The sequence below is a fragment of the Caulobacter sp. BP25 genome (assembly GCF_002737755.1).
Lineage (GTDB): Bacteria > Pseudomonadota > Alphaproteobacteria > Caulobacterales > Caulobacteraceae > Caulobacter.
Map to the genome: position 1 here is coordinate 406,587 of NZ_PEGH01000004.1, position 18,098 is coordinate 424,684.

20 protein-coding genes and 1 pseudogene are annotated in these 18,098 nt (G+C 66.9%); 6 read left to right on the forward strand and 15 right to left on the reverse strand.

The genetic code is table 11. The features are described from left to right. Positions 1–106 precede the first annotated feature (106 nt). Positions 107–2,038, forward strand: coding sequence for a CocE/NonD family hydrolase (locus CSW59_RS03130; protein WP_099442650.1), 1,932 nt, complete (start codon positions 107–109; stop codon positions 2,036–2,038). A gap of 202 nt (positions 2,039–2,240) precedes the next feature. Here the strand turns inward: CSW59_RS03130 and CSW59_RS03135 are convergent, their stop codons facing one another. Then, positions 2,241–2,423 carry a hypothetical protein gene (locus CSW59_RS03135; protein WP_099442651.1) on the reverse strand — a complete coding sequence of 61 codons (183 nt, stop codon included), beginning with the start codon at positions 2,421–2,423 and terminating at the stop codon, positions 2,241–2,243. A 229-nt stretch (positions 2,424–2,652) separates the two neighbouring features. Here CSW59_RS03135 and purL point away from each other — a divergent pair, with 229 nt between their 5' ends. Further along, the gene (gene purL, locus CSW59_RS03140; protein WP_099442652.1) at positions 2,653–4,860 is read left to right on the forward strand and encodes a phosphoribosylformylglycinamidine synthase subunit PurL; all 2,208 of its coding nucleotides are present in this window, start codon (positions 2,653–2,655) and stop codon (positions 4,858–4,860) included. Between the two features lie 80 nt (positions 4,861–4,940). On the opposite strand, the gene CSW59_RS03145 is transcribed toward purL, so the two are convergent. Both CSW59_RS03145 and CSW59_RS03150 read right to left on the reverse strand, forming a co-directional pair. Further along, on the reverse strand, positions 4,941–6,743 hold the full coding sequence (locus tag CSW59_RS03145) for an ATP-binding protein (RefSeq protein ID WP_099442653.1): 1,803 nt from the start codon (positions 6,741–6,743) through the stop codon (positions 4,941–4,943). A 118-nt stretch (positions 6,744–6,861) separates the two neighbouring features. Then, positions 6,862–7,797, reverse strand: coding sequence for a M20/M25/M40 family metallo-hydrolase (locus CSW59_RS03150; protein ID WP_099442654.1), 936 nt, complete (start codon positions 7,795–7,797; stop codon positions 6,862–6,864). A gap of 113 nt (positions 7,798–7,910) precedes the next feature. Between CSW59_RS03150 and CSW59_RS03155 the strand changes: the two genes are divergently transcribed. The 3 genes from CSW59_RS03155 (at position 7,911) to CSW59_RS03165 (ending at position 8,981) form a co-directional block, all read left to right on the forward strand. Continuing rightward, positions 7,911–8,147 carry a BolA/IbaG family iron-sulfur metabolism protein gene (locus CSW59_RS03155; protein ID WP_066685791.1) on the forward strand — a complete coding sequence of 79 codons (237 nt, stop codon included), beginning with the start codon at positions 7,911–7,913 and terminating at the stop codon, positions 8,145–8,147. Positions 8,148–8,226: 79 nt separating this feature from the next. After that, positions 8,227–8,568, forward strand: coding sequence for a Grx4 family monothiol glutaredoxin (grxD, locus tag CSW59_RS03160; RefSeq protein ID WP_099442655.1), 342 nt, complete (start codon positions 8,227–8,229; stop codon positions 8,566–8,568). Beyond that, positions 8,565–8,981 (forward strand): thioesterase family protein, encoded by a 417-nt coding sequence (locus tag CSW59_RS03165; RefSeq protein ID WP_099442656.1) that lies wholly within the window; start codon positions 8,565–8,567, stop codon positions 8,979–8,981. The genes grxD and CSW59_RS03165 overlap by 4 nt, the downstream gene beginning before the upstream one ends. Here CSW59_RS03165 and CSW59_RS03170 read toward each other — a convergent pair. The 9 genes from CSW59_RS03170 to CSW59_RS03210 form a co-directional block, all read right to left on the reverse strand. Beyond that, entirely contained in the window at positions 8,965–9,306 is a 342-nt protein-coding gene (locus CSW59_RS03170; protein WP_236632144.1) for a hypothetical protein, read from the reverse strand. The genes CSW59_RS03165 and CSW59_RS03170 overlap by 17 nt on opposite strands. A gap of 89 nt (positions 9,307–9,395) precedes the next feature. After that, positions 9,396–10,349, reverse strand: coding sequence for a zinc metalloprotease HtpX (gene htpX / locus CSW59_RS03175; protein WP_099442658.1), 954 nt, complete (start codon positions 10,347–10,349; stop codon positions 9,396–9,398). Between the two features lie 11 nt (positions 10,350–10,360). After that, the gene (locus CSW59_RS03180) at positions 10,361–10,675 is read right to left on the reverse strand and encodes a zf-TFIIB domain-containing protein (protein WP_099442659.1); all 315 of its coding nucleotides are present in this window, start codon (positions 10,673–10,675) and stop codon (positions 10,361–10,363) included. A 264-nt stretch (positions 10,676–10,939) separates the two neighbouring features. Then, a complete protein-coding gene (rpsD, locus tag CSW59_RS03185) occupies positions 10,940–11,557 on the reverse strand; it encodes a 30S ribosomal protein S4 (RefSeq protein ID WP_099442660.1) in 618 nt (205 codons plus the stop codon). Between the two features lie 175 nt (positions 11,558–11,732). After that, the gene (locus CSW59_RS03190) at positions 11,733–12,113 is read right to left on the reverse strand and encodes a hypothetical protein (protein ID WP_099442661.1); all 381 of its coding nucleotides are present in this window, start codon (positions 12,111–12,113) and stop codon (positions 11,733–11,735) included. Positions 12,114–12,187: 74 nt separating this feature from the next. Continuing rightward, positions 12,188–12,490, reverse strand: a complete 303-nt coding sequence (locus CSW59_RS03195) for a type II toxin-antitoxin system RelE/ParE family toxin (protein WP_099442662.1) — start codon at positions 12,488–12,490, stop codon at positions 12,188–12,190. Then, complete coding sequence (locus CSW59_RS03200; RefSeq protein WP_201722702.1) at positions 12,442–12,618, reverse strand: antitoxin; 177 nt, start codon at positions 12,616–12,618, stop codon at positions 12,442–12,444. The genes CSW59_RS03195 and CSW59_RS03200 overlap by 49 nt, the downstream gene beginning before the upstream one ends. 47 nt (positions 12,619–12,665) lie before the next feature. Continuing rightward, positions 12,666–13,499: an S-formylglutathione hydrolase gene (fghA, locus tag CSW59_RS03205; RefSeq protein WP_099442687.1), complete on the reverse strand. Its 834-nt coding sequence runs from the start codon at positions 13,497–13,499 to the stop codon at positions 12,666–12,668. Positions 13,500–13,629: 130 nt separating this feature from the next. Continuing rightward, on the reverse strand, positions 13,630–14,739 hold the full coding sequence (locus tag CSW59_RS03210) for an S-(hydroxymethyl)glutathione dehydrogenase/class III alcohol dehydrogenase (protein WP_099442664.1): 1,110 nt from the start codon (positions 14,737–14,739) through the stop codon (positions 13,630–13,632). 115 nt (positions 14,740–14,854) lie between these two features. Between CSW59_RS03210 and CSW59_RS03215 the strand changes: the two genes are divergently transcribed. Then, positions 14,855–15,727, forward strand: coding sequence for a LysR family transcriptional regulator (locus tag CSW59_RS03215; RefSeq protein WP_099442665.1), 873 nt, complete (start codon positions 14,855–14,857; stop codon positions 15,725–15,727). On the opposite strand, the gene CSW59_RS03220 is transcribed toward CSW59_RS03215, so the two are convergent. The 3 genes and pseudogenes from CSW59_RS03220 to CSW59_RS03230 all read right to left on the reverse strand — a co-directional run. Then, positions 15,724–17,007 carry a DUF1254 domain-containing protein gene (locus tag CSW59_RS03220; RefSeq protein WP_099442666.1) on the reverse strand — a complete coding sequence of 428 codons (1,284 nt, stop codon included), beginning with the start codon at positions 17,005–17,007 and terminating at the stop codon, positions 15,724–15,726. The two genes, CSW59_RS03215 and CSW59_RS03220, sit on opposite strands and share 4 nt — an antisense overlap. Before the next feature lie 99 nt (positions 17,008–17,106). After that, positions 17,107–17,523 carry a host attachment protein gene (locus CSW59_RS03225; RefSeq protein ID WP_099442667.1) on the reverse strand — a complete coding sequence of 139 codons (417 nt, stop codon included), beginning with the start codon at positions 17,521–17,523 and terminating at the stop codon, positions 17,107–17,109. 92 nt (positions 17,524–17,615) lie between these two features. Further along, positions 17,616–18,098 (reverse strand): annotated as a pseudogene (locus CSW59_RS03230) (TrmH family RNA methyltransferase); the annotation flags it as partial.

Sequence of the window (18,098 nt, forward strand, 5' to 3'; positions counted from 1 at the left end):
CGACTTCTTCCGCCGGCCGACGAAAAATGGGGCTAGCGGCGCTGTTATATTGTAGCAGCGGGAAAATCCCGGTCCTAAGGTGCCGCCCTCTTTAGGAGGGTCCGCCATGAGTTTCGTTTCCGCCCTGCGCGCCGGCCTGCTGGCCGCCGCGGCCGCTTCCGTGTTCGCCGTCGCCGCGCACGCCCAGATCACGGCGATGACGCCGGACATCGACGGCAAGTACGTCGCCGCGAAGGTCAATTACGACTACGAAAAGCGCGTCGTGATGGTGCCCATGCGCGACGGGACCAAGCTCTATACCGTCATTGTCGTACCCAAGGGCGGCAAGAACCTGCCGATCCTGCTCACCCGCACGCCCTACAACGCCGCCAAGCGCGCCGCCCGCGCCGACAGCCCGCGCATGGTCGCCACCCTGCCCCAGGGCGACGAGCCGTTCGTGGCCGACGGCGGCTATATCCGCGTCTTCCAGGACATCCGGGGCAAGTACGGCTCGGAAGGCGACTACGTGATGACCCGGCCGCTGAAGGGCCCGCTGAACAGCTCCGAGGTCGATCACTCGACCGACGCCTACGACACCATCGACTGGCTGGTGAAGAACGTCCCCGAGACCAACGGCAAGGTCGGGATGCTGGGCAGCTCGTATGAGGGCTTCACGGTGGTGATGGCCCTCGTTAATCCGCACCCGGCCCTGAAGGCCGCCGCGCCAATGAGCCCGATGGTCGACGGCTGGATGGGCGACGATTGGTTCCAGTACGGCGCCTTCCGCCAGATCAACTTCGACTATTTCACCGGCCAGACGACCGTGCGCGGCTCGGGCGACAGCGTCCAGCGCCAGGGCTATGACGACTATTCCAACTTCCTGCGCGAGGGCTCGGCCGGCGACTACGCCAAGAACCATGGCCTGGACCAGCTGCCCTGGGTGCAAAAGCTGTTCGCCCACACGGCCTATGACAGCTTCTGGAGCGAGCAGGCCCTCGACAAGACCATGGAGAAGACGCCGCTCAAGGTGCCGACCATGTGGATCCAGGGTCTGTGGGACCAGGAGGACATCTGGGGCGCGGTCCACTCGTACCCGGCGCTGGAGTCCAAGGACAAGAACAATGACATGAACTACCTGGTGCTGGGCCCGTGGCGGCACAGCCAGGTCAACTACGACGGCTACAACCTGGGTCCGTTCAAGTGGGACGGCGACACCGCGCTGCAGCTCCGCCGCGACGTGCTCAAGCCCTTCTTCGACCAGCAACTGAAAGACGGCGCCAAGGCCGACACCCCGCCGGTGCTGATCTATGACCCCGGCCAAAACAAGTGGAACCGCTACGCCAGCTGGCCCCAAGGCGGGACCAACGCCCAGACGACCAAGAACCTCTATCTGGAGGCCAAGGGCGGTCTCGACTTCACCGCGCCGGCGCCGGCCAAGGGCGACGCGGCCTATGACGAGTATGTCTCCGATCCGGCCAAGCCGGTGCCCTATATCCCCCGCCCGCTGCAGTTCAGCGATCGCAGCCGCTGGACCCCGTGGCTGGTCACCGACCAACGCAGCGTCGATGGCCGTCCCGATGTCCTGACCTACACATCCGAACCCCTGACGGCGCCGCTGAAGATCGCCGGCGTGCCCAAGGTGAACCTGTTCGCCTCGACCAGCGGAACCGACAGCGACTGGGTGATCAAGCTGATCGACGTCTATCCGGACGAGGTTCCCAGCCAGCCCGAACTGGGCGGCTATCAGCTGCCCGTCGGCATGACCATCTTCCGCGGCCGCTATCGCGAAAGCTTCAGCCAGCCCAAGGCTCTCACGCCAAACAAGGCGCTGAAGTACCAGTTCATTCTGCCGACGGCGAACTACACCTTCCAGCCGGGCCATCGGATCATGGTGCAGGTCCAGTCCAGCTGGTTCCCGCTCTATGATCGCAACCCCCAGACCTTCGTGCCCAACATCTTCTTCGCCAAGCCCGGCGACTACGTGAAGGCGACGCAGCGGGTGTTCCACGCGGGCGATACGGCCAGCTTCATCGAACTGCCCGTCGTGGACGCCAAGTAGCGGTCAGTCGAAAATCCTCCCCCCAGCGGGGGAGGTGTCGGCGCGGAGCGACGACGGAGAGGGAAGAGGCAAGCTCAGCAGCACTTCCCCCTCCGGCGCCTCGCGCCACCTCCCCCGCTAGGGGGAGGATTTGCATACAAAAAAGGGCCGGCGGATCACCGCCGGCCCTTCCTCTACGGAGAGGTCTTCAAGCGCGCTAAGTTCAGAGCTTGGCGTTCTTGTCGGAGCTCTGCTCGACCTTCTGGGCGGGTTCGCCCTTGGCCGGTTCACCCTTGGCCGGATGCTGCTCGGTCTGAGGCTGAACGCCTTGCTTTTGTTGCTGACCCGGCGCTGCGCGCTGGGGATCGTTCGGTTGTTGCGGCGGGGTGCGGGGTTGTTCGGCCATGGGGGCTTCTCCTTCGGTTTGGGGGCGCGCTCGTGACGCGCGGAGATAGAACGAACGCCGAGTCCCCCCGTTCCTCCGGTCAAGTCGCCTTAATTCCGCTTAAGCTACAGAATTTTCGATATTTTCCGCCCAAAATTCCGTTCAAGATCGGCAAGTCCTTTTCGCGGACCGAAGAAGAAGTCCCGAGGGCTGTGGCGGAATCCCGGGGACCGGGTTAGAAGGCGCGCCCATGAGCACGCCCCAAAAGCCCATGGCCGAATTGGCCGCCGAGTTCGGCCTGAAACCCGCCGAGTACGACGTCGTCTTGAAGCGCCTGGGCCGCGAGCCCAACCTGGTGGAACTGGGCGTCTTTTCGGTGATGTGGTCCGAGCACTGCTCGTACAAGTCCTCGAAGAACCAGCTGAAGAAGTTCCCGATCGACGGGCCGCGCGTGATCTGCGGTCCGGGCGAGAACGCTGGCGTCATCGACATCGGCGACGGCGACGCGATCATCTTCAAGATGGAGAGCCACAACCACCCCTCCTACATCGAGCCCTACCAGGGCGCGGCGACGGGCGTGGGCGGCATCATGCGCGACGTCTTCACGATGGGCGCGCGGCCGATCGCCCTGCTGAACGCGCTGCGCTTTGGCGATCCCGAGCATCCCAAGACCAAGCGCCTGGTGGACGGCGTGGTCGCCGGCATCGCCGGCTACGGCAACTGCGTGGGCGTGCCCACCGTCGCGGGCGAGACCAACTTCCACAAAGGCTACAACGGCAACATCCTGGTCAACGCCATGTGCGTGGGCCTGGCCAAGGCCGACAGCATCTTCTACTCGGCCGCGCCGGGCCCTGGCCTGGCGGTCGTCTATTTCGGCTCCAAGACCGGCCGTGACGGTATCCACGGCGCGACCATGTCCTCGACCGAGTTCACCGAGGACTCCGAGGAAAAGCGCCCCACCGTCCAGGTCGGCGACCCCTTCGCCGAGAAGCTGCTGATCGAAGCCACGCTGGAGCTGATGGCCACCGGCGCGGTCGCCGCCATCCAGGACATGGGCGCGGCGGGCCTGACCTCGTCGTCGGTCGAGATGGCCGGCAAGGGCGGCGTGGGCATCGAGCTGAACATGGACATGGTCCCTCAGCGCGAAACCGGCATGAGCGCCTATGAGATGATGCTGTCGGAAAGCCAAGAGCGCATGCTGGCGGTCCTGAAGCCCGGCCGCGAACAGGATGGCCACGCCATCTTCGAGAAGTGGGGCCTGGACGCCGCCGTCATCGGCTACACCACCGACACCGGCCGCCTGGTGCTGAAGCATCACGGCGAGACCGTCTGCGACGTGCCGCTGGCCCCGCTGTTCGACGACGCGCCGCTGTATGACCGTCCCTGGGTCCAGCCCAAGCTCGACCCGCGCCTCGACCCGGCCACGATCCCCGCCCCGACCGACTGGACGAAGGCGGTGCTGAAGGTCGTCGGCTGCCCCGACATGGCCTCCAAGCGCTGGCTGTGGGAGCAGTACGACCGCCACGTCATGGCCGACACGCTGGAAGACAGCGCCACCGGCTGCGACGCCGGCATCGTCCGCATCCACAACTCGGGCAAGGCCATCGCCGTCACCAGCGACTGCACCCCGCGCTACGTCCAGGCCGACCCCTACGAAGGCGGCAAGCAGGCGGTGGCGGAAGCCTGGCGCAACCTGACGGCCGCCGGCGCCCTGCCGATCGCCATCACCGACAACCTGAACTTCGGCAGCCCCGAAAAGCCCGAGACCATGGGCCAGATTGTCCGCGCCACCGACGGCATGGCCGAGGCCTGCCGCGCGCTGGACTTCCCGGTCGTCTCGGGCAACGTCAGCCTCTACAACGAGACCAACGGCGTCGCCATTCCGCCGACCCCGACCGTCGGCGCCGTGGGCCTACTCGAGGACTACGACCTGCGCACGGGCTTCGGCAACGTCGCCGAGGGCGACACCCTGGTGCTGGTGGGCGATACCCACGGCGAACTGGGCGCTTCCATCTATCTGCGCGAGATCCTGGGTCGCGAGGACGGCGCCCCGCCGCCGGTCGACCTGGCCGCCGAGAAGAAGAACGGCGACTTCGTGCGCGGCCTGATCGCCTCGGGCCTGGTGGCCGGCGTCCACGACCTGTCGGACGGCGGCCTGCTGGTCGCCGCGGCCGACGTGGCCCTGGCCAGCAAGGTCGGGATCACCCTGAACGCCACCAGCCAGGCCCACGCTCACCCGTACCTGTTTGGCGAGGACCAAGCCCGCTACCTGATCGCCACGCCCGACGCGGACGCGGTTCTGGAGGCGGCCAAGGACGCCGGCGTCCACGCCATGATCGCGGGCGTCGCCGGCGGCGAGGCCTTCGCCTCGGAGGGCCTGTTCAGCATTCCGCTCGACACCCTGCGCGCGGCGCATGAGGCCTGGCTGCCGGGCTACATGAACGCTCCCAAGGCCTGATCGGATAAGGACCGGCGCGGGGCTATCGCCAGCCGCGCCGGTTTCAGAGGCCCAAGGCCTAACTGAACGGGCGGCCCTGGTTAGGCCACGTGACTCCTGCCCGCCCACCGCGCCACCGCCTCCAGCAGCTTCGACGGGCTGATCGGCTTGCCCAGGTGGTCGTCCATGCCGGCCGCCAGGCAGTTGGCGACCTGGTCTGGGAGAACGTTGGCGGTCATGGCGATGATCGGCGTCGCCGCCCCGCGAGCGCCTTCCAGGGCGCGGATCTCGCGGGTGGCGGTCAAGCCGTCCTTGACCGGCATCTGCACGTCCATCAGCACCAGATCGAACTCGCCCTGGCGCATGGCCTCGACGCCCGCGACGCCGTCGTTGGCCGTCTCCACGATCACGCCGAACGGCTCCAGCATCGCCTTGACCAACTCGCGGTTCACGGCGTTGTCCTCAACGAGAAGCAGCCGGATGCCCGCCTCGGCGTTTAGCGGCTCTACCGTCTCGGCCGGAGCAGAGGGCGCATCTGACAGCGGCCCCCGCACCTCGAACCAGAAGGTGGAGCCCTCGCCCTCGACGCTGTCGACGCCGATCTTGCCGCTCATGTGCTCGATGATGCGGCGCGAAATGGCCAAGCCCAGCCCGGTGCCGCCGAAGCGCCGCGAGACCGCCGCGTCCGCCTGCGAGAAGCGGTCGAAGATCGCCTCGCGGTTTTCGGGCGCGACGCCGATGCCGGTGTCGATCACCTCGCCGCGCAACAGGGCCTGATCACCGTCGACCGTCTGGCTCAGCCGCACCGTGATCCCGCCGCGCGCGGTGAACTTCACGGCATTGGACAGGAAGTTCAGCAGAACCTGCGACAGGCGCGGCCCGTCCAGGTTCATCGGCGCGATAGCCTCTCCAGTCTCTACGACGATGGCGAGCCCCTTGGCGCCCGCTCGCTCCTCGACCAGGGCCGCGCAGGACGAGGCCATGGCGGCGGGATCGAATGGCGCCGGATCCAGCTCCAGGCCCGCGGCCTCCAGGCGCGAGAAGTCCAGAACGTCGTTGACGACGCTGAGCAGGGTGTTGCTGGCGTCGAGGATGTGTCCGGCCTGCCGCGCAGACGTCTCGTCCAGCCGGCCAGACCGGCGCAGAACCTCGGCGAAGCCGATGATCGCGGTCAGCGGCGTGCGCAGCTCATGGGTCATATTGGCCAGGAAATCGGACTTGGCCGCAGAGGCCGCCTCGGCCAGCTCCAGCGCCCGGGCGATATCCAGCTCCAACCGCTTACGCTCGGTGATGTCGCGCGAAGTGACCAGCAGGATGCCCGAGCAGTCACCCAGCAGCGAATAGGAACTTTCCACCCAGATGACCGAGCCGTCCTTACGGATGCATTCATAGTCGGCGCTGGCGGGCAGGCCGCCAGGCTGAAGTCCCGCGATGATCGCCTGGACCCGCGCAAAATCGACCTCGCTGACCATAGCGGCCGGCGGGAGGTTCAGGAACTCCTCGGCGCTGTAGCCTGAAATCCGCTCGATACTGGGCGAGCTGTAGATCCGCTCGCCCTTGGGGCTCCAGAGGGCCACATGGTCCGTCAGGTTGTCGCCCAGGAGCCGATAGAGGCGATCGGCCTCTCGATACTTGGCCAGGGCCTCCTCGGCCTCCTCGATGGCCTTCTGTTTGCTCTGGACGCTGGCCGACAGGGCGTCGCGCAGCTCCTCCAGGCGCAGGCGCTGACCGGTCAACCAAAAGGCCAGGGGCGCGGCGACGGCCGAGGCGATGATCAAAGTGGTCAGTGGCGTGAAGGCCGAGGGCGTCCCTCGGATCAGGACGTTGAGCACATAGTCAGCCGCCACGGCGGCGCCCACGATGAGGACGACCGTCGGTACGGCCTTCAGCAACCGTTCCCTCATGCCGACGGTGTCGATCTTACGTCTCCCTGCGCCTTACGCACCACGATGCCCTGCATCGCTCGAAGGAGAAACGAGAATTTCCGCCAATACCTCCCGGCTCGGGCCAGGTCCGCCTGACCTAGCGCCCCGAAGCCTTGGCGACAGCCTCCAGCTCCCGCTCCAGCGCCAGGCTCGCCTGGACCACGGTCGCCACGGAACGCTTGAAGAAGTCCTGCGGCACGGTCGCAAAGTCATCGGTCGGCTTGTGATACTCGGGATGGTCTTCGACGCCGAAATAGACCCACGGCACCCCCTTCTCGCCGAAGGCGTAGTGGTCGGACTGGTTGCTCCAGTTGTTTTCCTTGCCGTCGGCGTCGGTGTCGTGGCCCAGCTTCAGCGTTGCTGGCGCGGTCATGGCCACCTTGACCAGGATCGGCTTCAGGTACGGGAAGGGCGACGCGCCAGCGACGTAGAGCTCGTTCTTGGCGTTCTTGCTGAGCATGTCGAAGTTGACGTTCAGCGCGATGGTCTCCAGCGGAACCGGCGGCGCGGCGGCGAAGGCGCGCGCGCCGCGCAAGCCGCCTTCCTCCGCATCCACCACGGCGAAGATCACGTCATGCTTTGGCGGGCTTGCCTTGAAGGCCTCGGCCACGGCCAGCAGGCCCGCCACGCCAGAGGCGTTGTCATCGGCGCCGTTGTAGATCTGGCCGTCGCGGACGCCGAGGTGGTCATAGTGGGCCGAGACGACCAGCGCCTTGCCACCCTCGGTTCCTTTGATGCGCGCCACAAGATTCACGCCCTGGACGGTCGCGCCGTCGCGCCGGGTGAAGGTGAACGGCTGCTCGAACCGCTCGCCAATCGACGCAAGGCCGATATGGTTGAAGCGCGAGAGGATATAGGCCCTGGCCTTCTCGGACCCCGGCGTGCCCGGAGCGCGGCCCTGCATGTCGTCGGCTGACAGGATGCGGACGTCGTCCAGCGCCTTGTCGCCAGGCCCCGCGAAAGCGGGATGGGCGGCGCTAGCGGCCAGCGCGAGGGCGAGCAGGACGGGGCTGAGACGAGAAAGCGCGATCATGGCGCTTACATGCCGTGCGCCGTTCGGCGAATTCAATTAAATCTCGCCCAGAGCGGGATCGCCCAAGGTCGATCTCAAGCCTCGTGACGCTTTCAAAGACCGGAGTTCCCGCCGTGCCCATGTCCCACGCCGAGCTCGAAGCCCGCCTGACCGCAGCCTTCCCCGATTCCGAGATCGTGCTGACCGATCTGGCCGGCGATAACGACCACTGGAAGGCGCGGATCGTCTCCCCCGCCTTCAAGGGCCTGCCGCGCGTTCGCCAGCATCAGCTGGTCAACAAGGCCCTGGCCGACGTGCTGGGCGGAACCCTGCACGCCCTGGCGCTCGAAACCGCCGCGCCGGCGGACTAGCAAGCCAAGCCTGATCGTCGCCCTTGACCCCGCCCGCGACGGCGCCTAGCTGAGTGCCTTCGCCAAGGATCCTTTCTCCATGACCGACGCCGCCGCCTCCCCCGCCCTCGACTTCATCGCCAAGACCGTGGCCGAGAATCCGGTCGTGGTGTTCATGAAGGGCGTGCCCGATCAGCCGCGCTGCGGCTTCTCGTCGGTCGTCGTGCAGATCCTCGACCACCTGGGCGTCGCGTTCGTGGGCGTCGATGTCCTGCAGGACGACGAGCTGCGCCAAGGCATTAAGACCTTCACCGACTGGCCGACCATCCCGCAGCTGTACGTGAAGGGCGAGTTCGTCGGCGGCAGCGACATCGTCCGTGAGATGTTCCAGTCGGGCGAGCTGAAGACCTTTCTGGCCGAACAGGGCGTCATCGCCGCTTGAAGCTCTTCGAGCCGCCGGGCGACGCCTTCTCCCTAACCTTCCAGCCCCAGGCGTCGGACATCGACGCCAACGGCCACGTCAACAACGTGGTCTATCTGGGTTGGGCGCAGGACCTGGCCATCGCCCATTGGGAGGCCTGGACCAGCGAGGACCAGCGCGCGCCCTGGAGCTGGGTCGCGCGCCGGCACGAGATCGACTACCGCCGCGAACTGCTGCTGGGCGAAACCGCCATCGGCTATACCTGGGTCGGCGAACTGAAAGGGCCGCGCTTCGAGCGCTATGTCCGCATCGACGGTCCCGACGGCGAGATGTGCGCCCAGAGCCGCACCGACTGGGTCCTGATCGACATCGCCGCCAAGCGCCCCGCGCGCGTGCTGCCCTGGATGGTCGAGCGCTTCACGCCGAAGGGCTGATGACCGGATTGGCGATGACGATCCGCTCGCCGCGCCTTAGACCCAGCTCTTCATAGCTGAACGTGAAATCCGCCCAGCCTTTAGGCCCCTTGCAGGTCTCCAGCCGTCGGCGGGCGAAGGCCACCACCGCGCGACCGTCCTTGCGGTCCACGCGGAACACCATGTTGGCGCGGTCGGCGCAGCCTCGGCTCTGGATGCGTATCGTCAGCCCATGTCGGCCCAACGAGACCGCCAGCAAGGGTTCGAGTTCAGGCCAGGTCTCGCCGGCGATCAGCCTGGGCGTCGTTGCGCAGCCGGCCAGCACCAGGGCGGCGCCGGCGAGCAAGAAACCCCTGCGTGAGCCTTCACCCGCCATTCGCTCCACACGCCGCTAACCGCCAGGAGCCGCAGCATCCCCCACGGGGGATCGGCTGACTACCCCCAGGGACCAGCTTCGCGGCCGGGGCTGGACGGGACCGAAGGCGCGGTGGCCATGGCCGCGACTGGGCGACGAGCCTGGCGCGAGACGCCCAGCTTCATCAACGCCTCGACGCGGTTGTGGGTCGCGGGGTGGGTCGAGAACAGATTGTCCGCGCCCTTCCCGGCCAGCGGATTGATGATGAACATGTGGGCCGTGGCCGGATTGCGCTCGGCCTGGACGTTCTCGTAGCCGCCGCGAGCATAGGCCTCGATCTTTTCCAGCGCGCGAGCCAGGGAGTCGGGGTCGCCGGCGATTTGGGCGCCGACGCGGTCGGCCTCGTACTCGCGTGAGCGGCTGATGGCCATCTGCACCAGCATGGCGGCGATCGGGGCCAGGATGGCGATGGCGATCGCACCGATCATCCCGCCAATGCCACCGCCATTGCCCTCCTCATCACGCGAACCGCCGAAGAAGAAGGCGAAGTTGGCCAGGGCCGAGATCGCGCCGGCGATCGTCGCCGTGACCGTCATGACCAAGGTGTCGCGGTTCTTCACGTGGGCCAGTTCGTGGGCCATCACGCCCCGAATCTCGTCGCGGGTCAGCAGCGAGAGCAGGCCCGTGGTGGCGGCGACGGCCGCGTGGGCCGGATCGCGGCCGGTGGCGAAGGCGTTCGGCTGGACGCTGTCGATGACCGTGATGCGCGGGCGCGGCAGTCCAGCCTTGGCCGCCATCTCCACCACATCGACCGCGTAGTTGCGGATCAGCGGCTCGGGGTGGCTCTCATCAACCTCGACCGCGCCATAGGTGCGCAGCACGATCTTGTCAGCGTTCCAGTACGAGAAGGCGTTCATCGCCACGGCCAGGACCAGGGCGATCGCCATGCCGGTGGGGCCGCCGATCAGGTAGCCGGCGCCCGCGAACAGGGCCGTCAGGCCCGCGAGCAGGATGTAGGTCTTGAGGTGGTTCATCGGTTTGTCTGTCAGTCGAAGATGTCGAACAGGTCGAAGCGTTTCTTTTTCTTATAGCCATAGGCTCCGCCGCGATGATCGTCATCGTGACGCCTATGGTCTGGCCGATGGTCTGGCCGATGGTCGTGATGGTGGTCGGGTCGGCTGTAGGGCTTGGGCTGACCGTAAACGGCCTGGGTCTCTTCCCGCTCCAAGGCCATCAGCTTCTCAAGCTCGCCGCGATCCAGCCACACACCCCGGCAGCGCGGGCACATGTCGAACTCGACGCCAGCGCGCTGGACGCCCTGCATCGAGGCGTCGCAATTGGGGCACATCAGAAGCGGCATATAAAACCTCCGGTCCAAAGTTGGATCGGGTGTTCTCGGCCCGAGGCGGCGCCTTTTGGGGAGGGGGGCTTAGGCGGCCGGACCCAGGACATCGAGAACACCCGATGCGGTCCGACATCACAAGCGCTTGCATCGCTCGTCAGAGGGGCCCGGTCCCGCTGTTACTGAGCTATGCAGCCGCTCGATGAGGTTCAAGGGGTAGACCACAAAAAAGGCCCCGGATCGCTCCGGGGCCTTTTCCGTATCTCTGTTCGGATCCGACGCTTACGAAGCGTAGAATTCGACGACCAGGTTCGGTTCCATCTTCACCGGATACGGAACTTCCGACAGTTCCGGAGCGCGGACGAAGGTGGCCGACAGGCCCTTGGCGTCGACCGAGACGTACTCGGCGAAGTCACGCTCGTTCGAGGCGACGGCTTCGAGCACCAGAGCCATGTTGCGCGACTTTTCGCGGACCGCGATCACGTCGCCCGGCTTGCAGCGGTACGACGGGATGTTTACGCGCTTGCCGTTCACGGTCACGTGGCCGTGGTTCACGAACTGGCGGGCGGCGAACACGGTCGGCACGAACTTGGCGCGATAGACGATGGCGTCCAGGCGCGACTCGAGCAGGGCGATCAGGTTCTCCGAGGTGTTGCCCTTGCGGCGGGCGGCTTCCTCGTAGGTGCGCGAGAATTGCTTCTCGGTCAGGTTACCGTAGTAGCCCTTCAGCTTTTGCTTGGCGCGCAGCTGCAGGCCGAAGTCCGAAACCTTCTGCTTGCGGCGTTGGCCGTGCTGGCCGGGGCCGTACGAGCGCGAGTTGACCGGGGACTTGGGACGGCCCCACAGGTTTTCACCCATGCGGCGGTCGATTTTGTACTTGGCGCTATGGCGCTTCGACATAGTCAGTCTTTCTAACGATCCGGGCCGGCTCCCCTTAAAAAGAGGTGCGATTGCAACGGCGGCTTCGGGTCAATCCGTCATAAGATCATCGCGCCGCGCGGCGAGCCGGCGGCGTGAAGGCGCGGTTTATGAGCGAAGGCGGGCGGGGAGTCAATGTGTCCCCGCCCCTTCCCGTTCAGGGCCGCGCCAGCGGGTTACGCACGCGGATCTGGACGCCGCGTTCGACGCCAAACGTCTCCAGCGGATAGCGCAGCTCGACACCCTCGGCGATCAGCGCGCGGCACATGTCCGGCCGTTTGCGGGTGAAGGTGAAGGCGGTGAGGCCGTCGCGGCGCTGACTTTCGACCGCGAAGTCGTCGGACCGGGTGCAGCCGTTGGACGCGACGCGGATCACCAGATCGTCCCGATCCACCCGGACAGCCTGCAGCGGCTCTAGACCCTCGGACGCGCTCCGGGGCGCCGAGACGTCGTGACGTACCTCGTCGGCGTCGATGATCACACACGCCGAGGTGCTCAGGCCCAGGACGATCACGGCGGCGAGCGATGCGAATTTCATGGTGCTTCCCCTCCAGTCAGCTTGACCGTGAGAAGAGCGCCCGCCGCCTGAACCCAGGATGAATTACGAAAGAGTCACAACCGGGCGGCGTGTCGGATTCGCACGATATGCACGACGCCATCACCGACGTAGTAGCGGATCACATAGGGCGGAACGACGACCAACTCTCGGAGCGTCGCTGTCACGAGGCGGCCGCGCTTGGGATGCTCCACCAAGCTGTCAGCGGCGGCCTTGAGACGGAGCGCCATCCGCTGGGCGGCGAGCGGGCTGAACTGGCCAATGTAGTCGCGGATGGCCGTCAGATCAGCCAGCGCGCGCCAAGTCCAGACTACTTCCGCCACGTCGAGGGAGCAGGCTTTTCTTCGGGCGTCCCCCAGGTGTCGAGCCAGGCCGAGACCTCTTCGTGGGGCACAACGCGGCCGGCGGCGACGTCAGCCATGCCTTCGGCGTCGGCGGCCTCTTCGGCTTCCGCGTCTATCTCAAAGATGGACGGCTCGGGGAGCATGAGAGGAGCATAGCATATCGCCATACCCTCTCAATGGCGCCCTGGGGTCACAGCCTTTGAGCGTGGAAAGCCACGTGATCGCCGATGAAGGTCGAGATGAAGAAGTAGCTGTGGTCGTAGCCCTCCTGGCGGCGGACCGTGACCTTGCGGCCAACCTTGGCGGCGGCGGCTTCGATCAGCTGCGGCTTCAGCTGACTTTCCAGGAAATTGTCGGCGAGGCCCTGGTCGATCAGGATGTCGTCGAAGCTTGCCCCCTTGCCGTCCTCGATCAGGGCGCAGGCGTCGTAGGGGCGCCAGGCGGCGCGATCGGGACCCAGATAGGCGCTCAGCGCCTTGTCGCCCCAGGGGCAGTTCAGCGGCGAGACGATGGGCGAAAAAGCGCTGACCGACTTGAAGAGCTCAGGATGCTTGAAAGCGATGGTCAGCGCCCCGTGGCCGCCCATCGAATGGCCGAAGACTCCCTTGCGCGCGCCGTCCAGCGGGAAGGCGCCCTCAACCGCCGCCAGCAGGTCGCCGGTGACGTAGGAATGCATCATGAAGTGCGGCGCCCACGGGGCCTGGGTGGCGTCGACATAGAAGCCCGCCCCCTGCCCCAGGTCATAGGCCGGATCGTCGGCGACGCCTTCCCCGCGCGGCGAGGTGTCCGGCGCGATGATCGCGATCCCGTGCTTGGCCGCGTGTTCGTAGACCCCCGACTTCACCGTGAAATTGTCCTCGGTGCAGGTCAGGCCCGACAGCCAGACGAGGTACGGGAACGGCCCCTCGCCGTCCGGCGTCCACACCGTGAATTTCATGGGCGTGCCGGTGCTGGTGCTGTCGTGGCGGCAGTAGCGCAGCGTTCCGCCGTGGACGCGGTGGGTGGAGAGGGTCTCGACGGTCATGATCACTCCTGTCACTCGCCCCCTCCGCGCTTCGCGCTCCTCCCCCACAGGGGGAAGAAGGGTCTCCTTCCGCCCGCCTTTGGGGGCGGACGACCGCGAAGCGGTCAGGTGGGGGGAGTATCGCCTCTAACTAGAACGTCACCACGGTCCGGATGCTTTCACCCGCGTGCATCAGATCGAACGCCTTGTTGATCTCGTCCAGCGGCAGGACGTGGGTGATCATCGGGTCGATCTGGATCTTCCCGTCCATGTACCAGTCGACGATCTTGGGCGTGTCGGTGCGGCCGCGCGCGCCGCCGAAGGCCGTGCCTTTCCAGACGCGGCCGGTGACCAGCTGGAACGGACGGGTCGAGATTTCCTTGCCCGCCTCGGCCACGCCGATGATGATGCTCTCGCCCCAGCCGCGGTGGCAGGCCTCCAGCGCCGTGCGCATGACGCCGGTGTTGCCGGTGGCGTCGAAGGTGTAGTCGGCGCCGCCGTCGGTCAGGGCCACCAGGTGCGCGACGAGATCGCCCTGCACGTCGTTCGGATTGACGAAGTGGGTCATGCCGAACTTGCGGCCCCATTCCTCGCGGGCCGGGTTGAGATCGACCCCGACGATCATGTTGGCGCCCACCATCTTCAGCCCCTGGAGGACGTTCAGGCCGATGCCGCCCAGGCCAAAGACGATGCAGTTGGCGCCCGGCTCGACCTTGGCGGTGTTGGTCACCGCGCCAACCCCCGTCGTGACCCCGCACCCGCAATAACACGCGGTCTTGAACGGCGCATCGCGGCGGATCTTGGCCACCGCGATCTCGGGCAGCACCGTGTAGTTCGAGAAAGTCGAGCAGCCCATGTAGTGATAAATCGGCTGGCCCTTGTAGGAAAAGCGGCTGGTGCCGTCCGGCATCAGACCCTTGCCCTGGGTCGCGCGGATCGCCGTGCACAGGTTGGTCTTGCCACTGAGGCAGCTTTTGCACTGGCGACATTCAGGCGTGTAGAGCGGGATCACGTGATCGCCGACGGCCACGCTCGTCACGCCCGCCCCGACCTCGACCACCACGCCCGCGCCTTCATGGCCCAGGATCGAGGGGAAGATGCCCTCGCTGTCGAAACCGTCCAGCGTATAGGCGTCGGTGTGGCAGACGCCGGTGGCCTTGATCTCGACCATCACCTCGCCGGCCTTGGGCCCTTCCAGGTCGACCTCGACGATCTCCAGCGGTTTCTTGGCTTCGAAAGCGACGGCGGCGCGGGTCTTCATCGGCAGGTCTCCTGAGATCTTCAGCGTCCTTGGTACGCCCGCGCGGGTCCGGCGATAATCCCGCCGCGCGCAAAACATTGTTGCACACCAGGGACAATTCCCCCACCACCGCGCCATGAGCCGCTGGGATGGCATCGACGAGTTTGTAGCGACGGCCGAGGCCGAGAGCTTCTCGCGCGCCGCCGCGCGCCTTGGCCTGTCGACCTCGGGCGTCAGCCGGGCTGTGGCGGGCCTTGAGGAAAGGCTGCAGACCCGCCTGCTCTACCGTACGACCCGCCGGGTCAGCCTGACCGACGCCGGGCGCGCCTTCCTGGCCCGCTGCCGTCAGCTCATCCAGGATCGCGACGAGGCCTTGGCCGCTGTCGGCGAGGAGGATGGCGAACCCCGCGGCTTGCTGCGCATGACCTGCTCGGCGGCCTATGGCGAGCGCTTCGTGGCGCCGGCGGTCAATACCTTCGCCTTGGCCCATCCGCGTCTGTCGATCGAGATCGACCTGGACGACGCGGTCCGCGACATCGTCAGCGAGGGCTTCGACCTGGCGATCCGCTTTGGCCGGCTGACCGACAGCCGCCTGATCGCCAAGCGGCTGGCCTCGCGCACCCGCCGCCTCTGCGCATCCCCAGACTATCTGGCGCGGGCCGGCGCGCCCGAACGGATCGTCGATCTGGAGGCGCATGCCTGCGTGCTCGGCGCCAGCGACACCTGGCCCTTCCGGGATGGCGAGCGTGAGATCGCCTTCCAGCCGAATGGCCGCTGGCGCTGCAACAGCGGTCAGGCCGTGCTGGACGCGGCCCTGAGCGGTCTTGGCGTCTGCCAACTGCCCAACTTCTACGTGGACGCAGCGATCGCGCAGGGAAGGCTCGTTCCGTTGCTGGAGGACCACCGCCCGGGCGACGAAGGGATCTGGGCGGTCTATCCGCATCTTCGTCTGCTGCCCGCCAAGGTGCGCCTGCTGGTCGAGCACCTGGAGCGCGCCCTGGCTGGCTAGATCTTGATCACCGGCGGCAGGCGGAAGCGGCCGCCCAGCAGCTCAGCCCTGGGCAGATAAGCGCGCAGGTACATCGCGAAGGGCCCTGTCTTGGGCGCCGGCAGCCAGTTGGCCGAGCGCTCGCCGCCGGGATCGGTCCGGCCGATCCAGATGTCCAGCGCGCCGTCGGCGTTGCGCTTCAGACCTCGCGTGCGGTCACCGATCGTGTAGCGGCCCAGCCGATTGTCGGTGAAGAAGAACTGGCCATCGCTGGTGGCCTCGTACATCGACAGCGACCAGAAGCCGTCCAGCGGCAGGCGCGCGGGCAAGCTCAGCCGGTAGAGGCCATCGCCGGTGAAGATCCCCGCCCCGTCGTCCCCGGCCGCCTTCATGTACATGGCCTCTGCCACCGGCAGCGCGCCCAGGCCCTGCAGGGCGACGATGGCGCGGTAGATATAGTCCTGGCCATAGTCGCCCAGATTGGGCCGCGGATAGGCCCAGCCGCCGGTGAAGGTCTGCCGCCCCTTGGCGAACATGGTGATCAGCCGCGCCTCATCGACGCCGTCGGCCGCGCTGGCGGCATCGAAGGGTCCTGCGCCCAGGAAGGCGGCCGTGCGGCGCAAGATCCGCAGGTCGGTCGGCGGCGCCGGATCGCTGGCCAGCAGCGCGCGGGCGGCGGCGAAATAGGCCTCGGGCGCGGCGTCTCGCGTCGCATGGGCGGGGCCGGGCGAGGCGACAGCACCCTTCAAGACAAAGCCGTCCTGCGCCTTGTGCGCGGCGGCAAGGTCCTCGCCGCCGTCGGTCAGCACCCGCAGCAGCAGCCAGGCATGGGGCGTGGCGATGCGGGTTGGGTTGGGTCCCGTCGCGGCTTGTCCCGGCCCGACCAGGGTGAAGGTCCCGCCCTCGCCGCCGACCGTGCGCGTTCCCAACACCGCGTTGTTGTTGGTGAACATGTCCATCACGGCCGCCGAGTAATAGCGCTCGCCCATCGGCGGGATGGTCAGGGTCGTCGGCCCCTTCGTCAGGTCCAGGAAGGCCCAGGAATAGAGGGTGTCGTTATTGGGCGTGGTCACGCGGCGAGACGTGTGATCCGCCAGGGTCCGCGTGTGGTCCAACTTGTTGATCGCCGCGCCGGGCGCTTTCAGCATCCGCGCGCGGGTGGTCGCCATCTCGATCAGCGGAAGGGCGTAGAGATAGGCGTCGCGCGCCGCCGTCGCGTCCGCCGGCGTGGCGGCGCGGACTTGAAGGCCTGGCGCAAGGCCCAGCGCGCCGGCCAAGGCCAGCAGCTCCCGACGGTTCACGGCGCTCTCCCCAACACTTGTTTGGATGGAGTGAACGCGGGAAAGACGAGCGGCGCAAGGCCGCCCGTCTACCGCTTCCGGAGAGCCGCCGGGATGGGACTAGGCTGCGTGGGCGTAGCGCGCGGCGTGAACCGCAGCTTCCAGCGTGATGATGGTGGCGTCGACCCGCTCATGCGGATCCGAACCGACGACCTTCTTGGCGAGGCCGGTCGGCAGCGCTTCGCGAAGATGGCCCAGCGCGCGCGGCGGCGCGATCAGGACGATCTGATCGAAGTGATGCTTGCCAGCCAGGACTTCCAACCGCTTGGCGAGGCCCGTCAGGAACACTTTTTCAGCCCGGTCCCGAGCGTCGCCCGAGTGGGTGATGTGGCTGGGGGCGGCGTGATCGTGATGTTCCTTCACGTCGGCCAGCCATTCGGGGCGGTCGTGCAGCGGACCGTCGATGCGCGCTTGCTCAAGCAGGCGGGCGCGGCGGCCGTCGGCCACGACGACGAGGGTGATGGCGTCCGGGTTCATGGAGAGGCTCCTTCTTAACCACTAAACGCAGCCTGCGCCTCTCCGATCCGGCGGCGGATGATCCAGGTCAAATCTACCGCCCAATCCCGTCCTTAAGGAGTCGGCTTCGTGGCCGCCTTTTCCGCCAGCTTGGCCAGAACCCGGCCACGCCCCTTGCTGAGCGCGGTGATCACACCCCGGAAGGTGCGGACCTCCTGGTCGGTGAGGCGCGCGCGCGCCAGCGGGACCCGCAGGTTGCGCACCATCGACGGCTTCTTCTCGGGCGGATGGTAGAAGCCGGCCTTGTCGAGCTCAGTTTCGAGATGCTCGTAGAGGCCCAGCAGCGTCGCCTGGTCGGCGGGCTCCTCGACGTTCAGCTCGAACTTCTTCCAGGGCCGGTCGTCCTGGGTCATCTTCCATTCGTAGGCGTTGATAGACACGGCCTGAGCCAGGTTCAGCGACCGAAAGCGCTCGTCGATCGGATCGAGACGATGGCCTGGCAAAGGGCGATGTCGTGGGTCTCCAGCCCCGCGCGCTCGCCGCCGAACAGCAGGCCGACCTTGCGGTCCAGCGCGACTTCCTCGGCTAGATGCGCG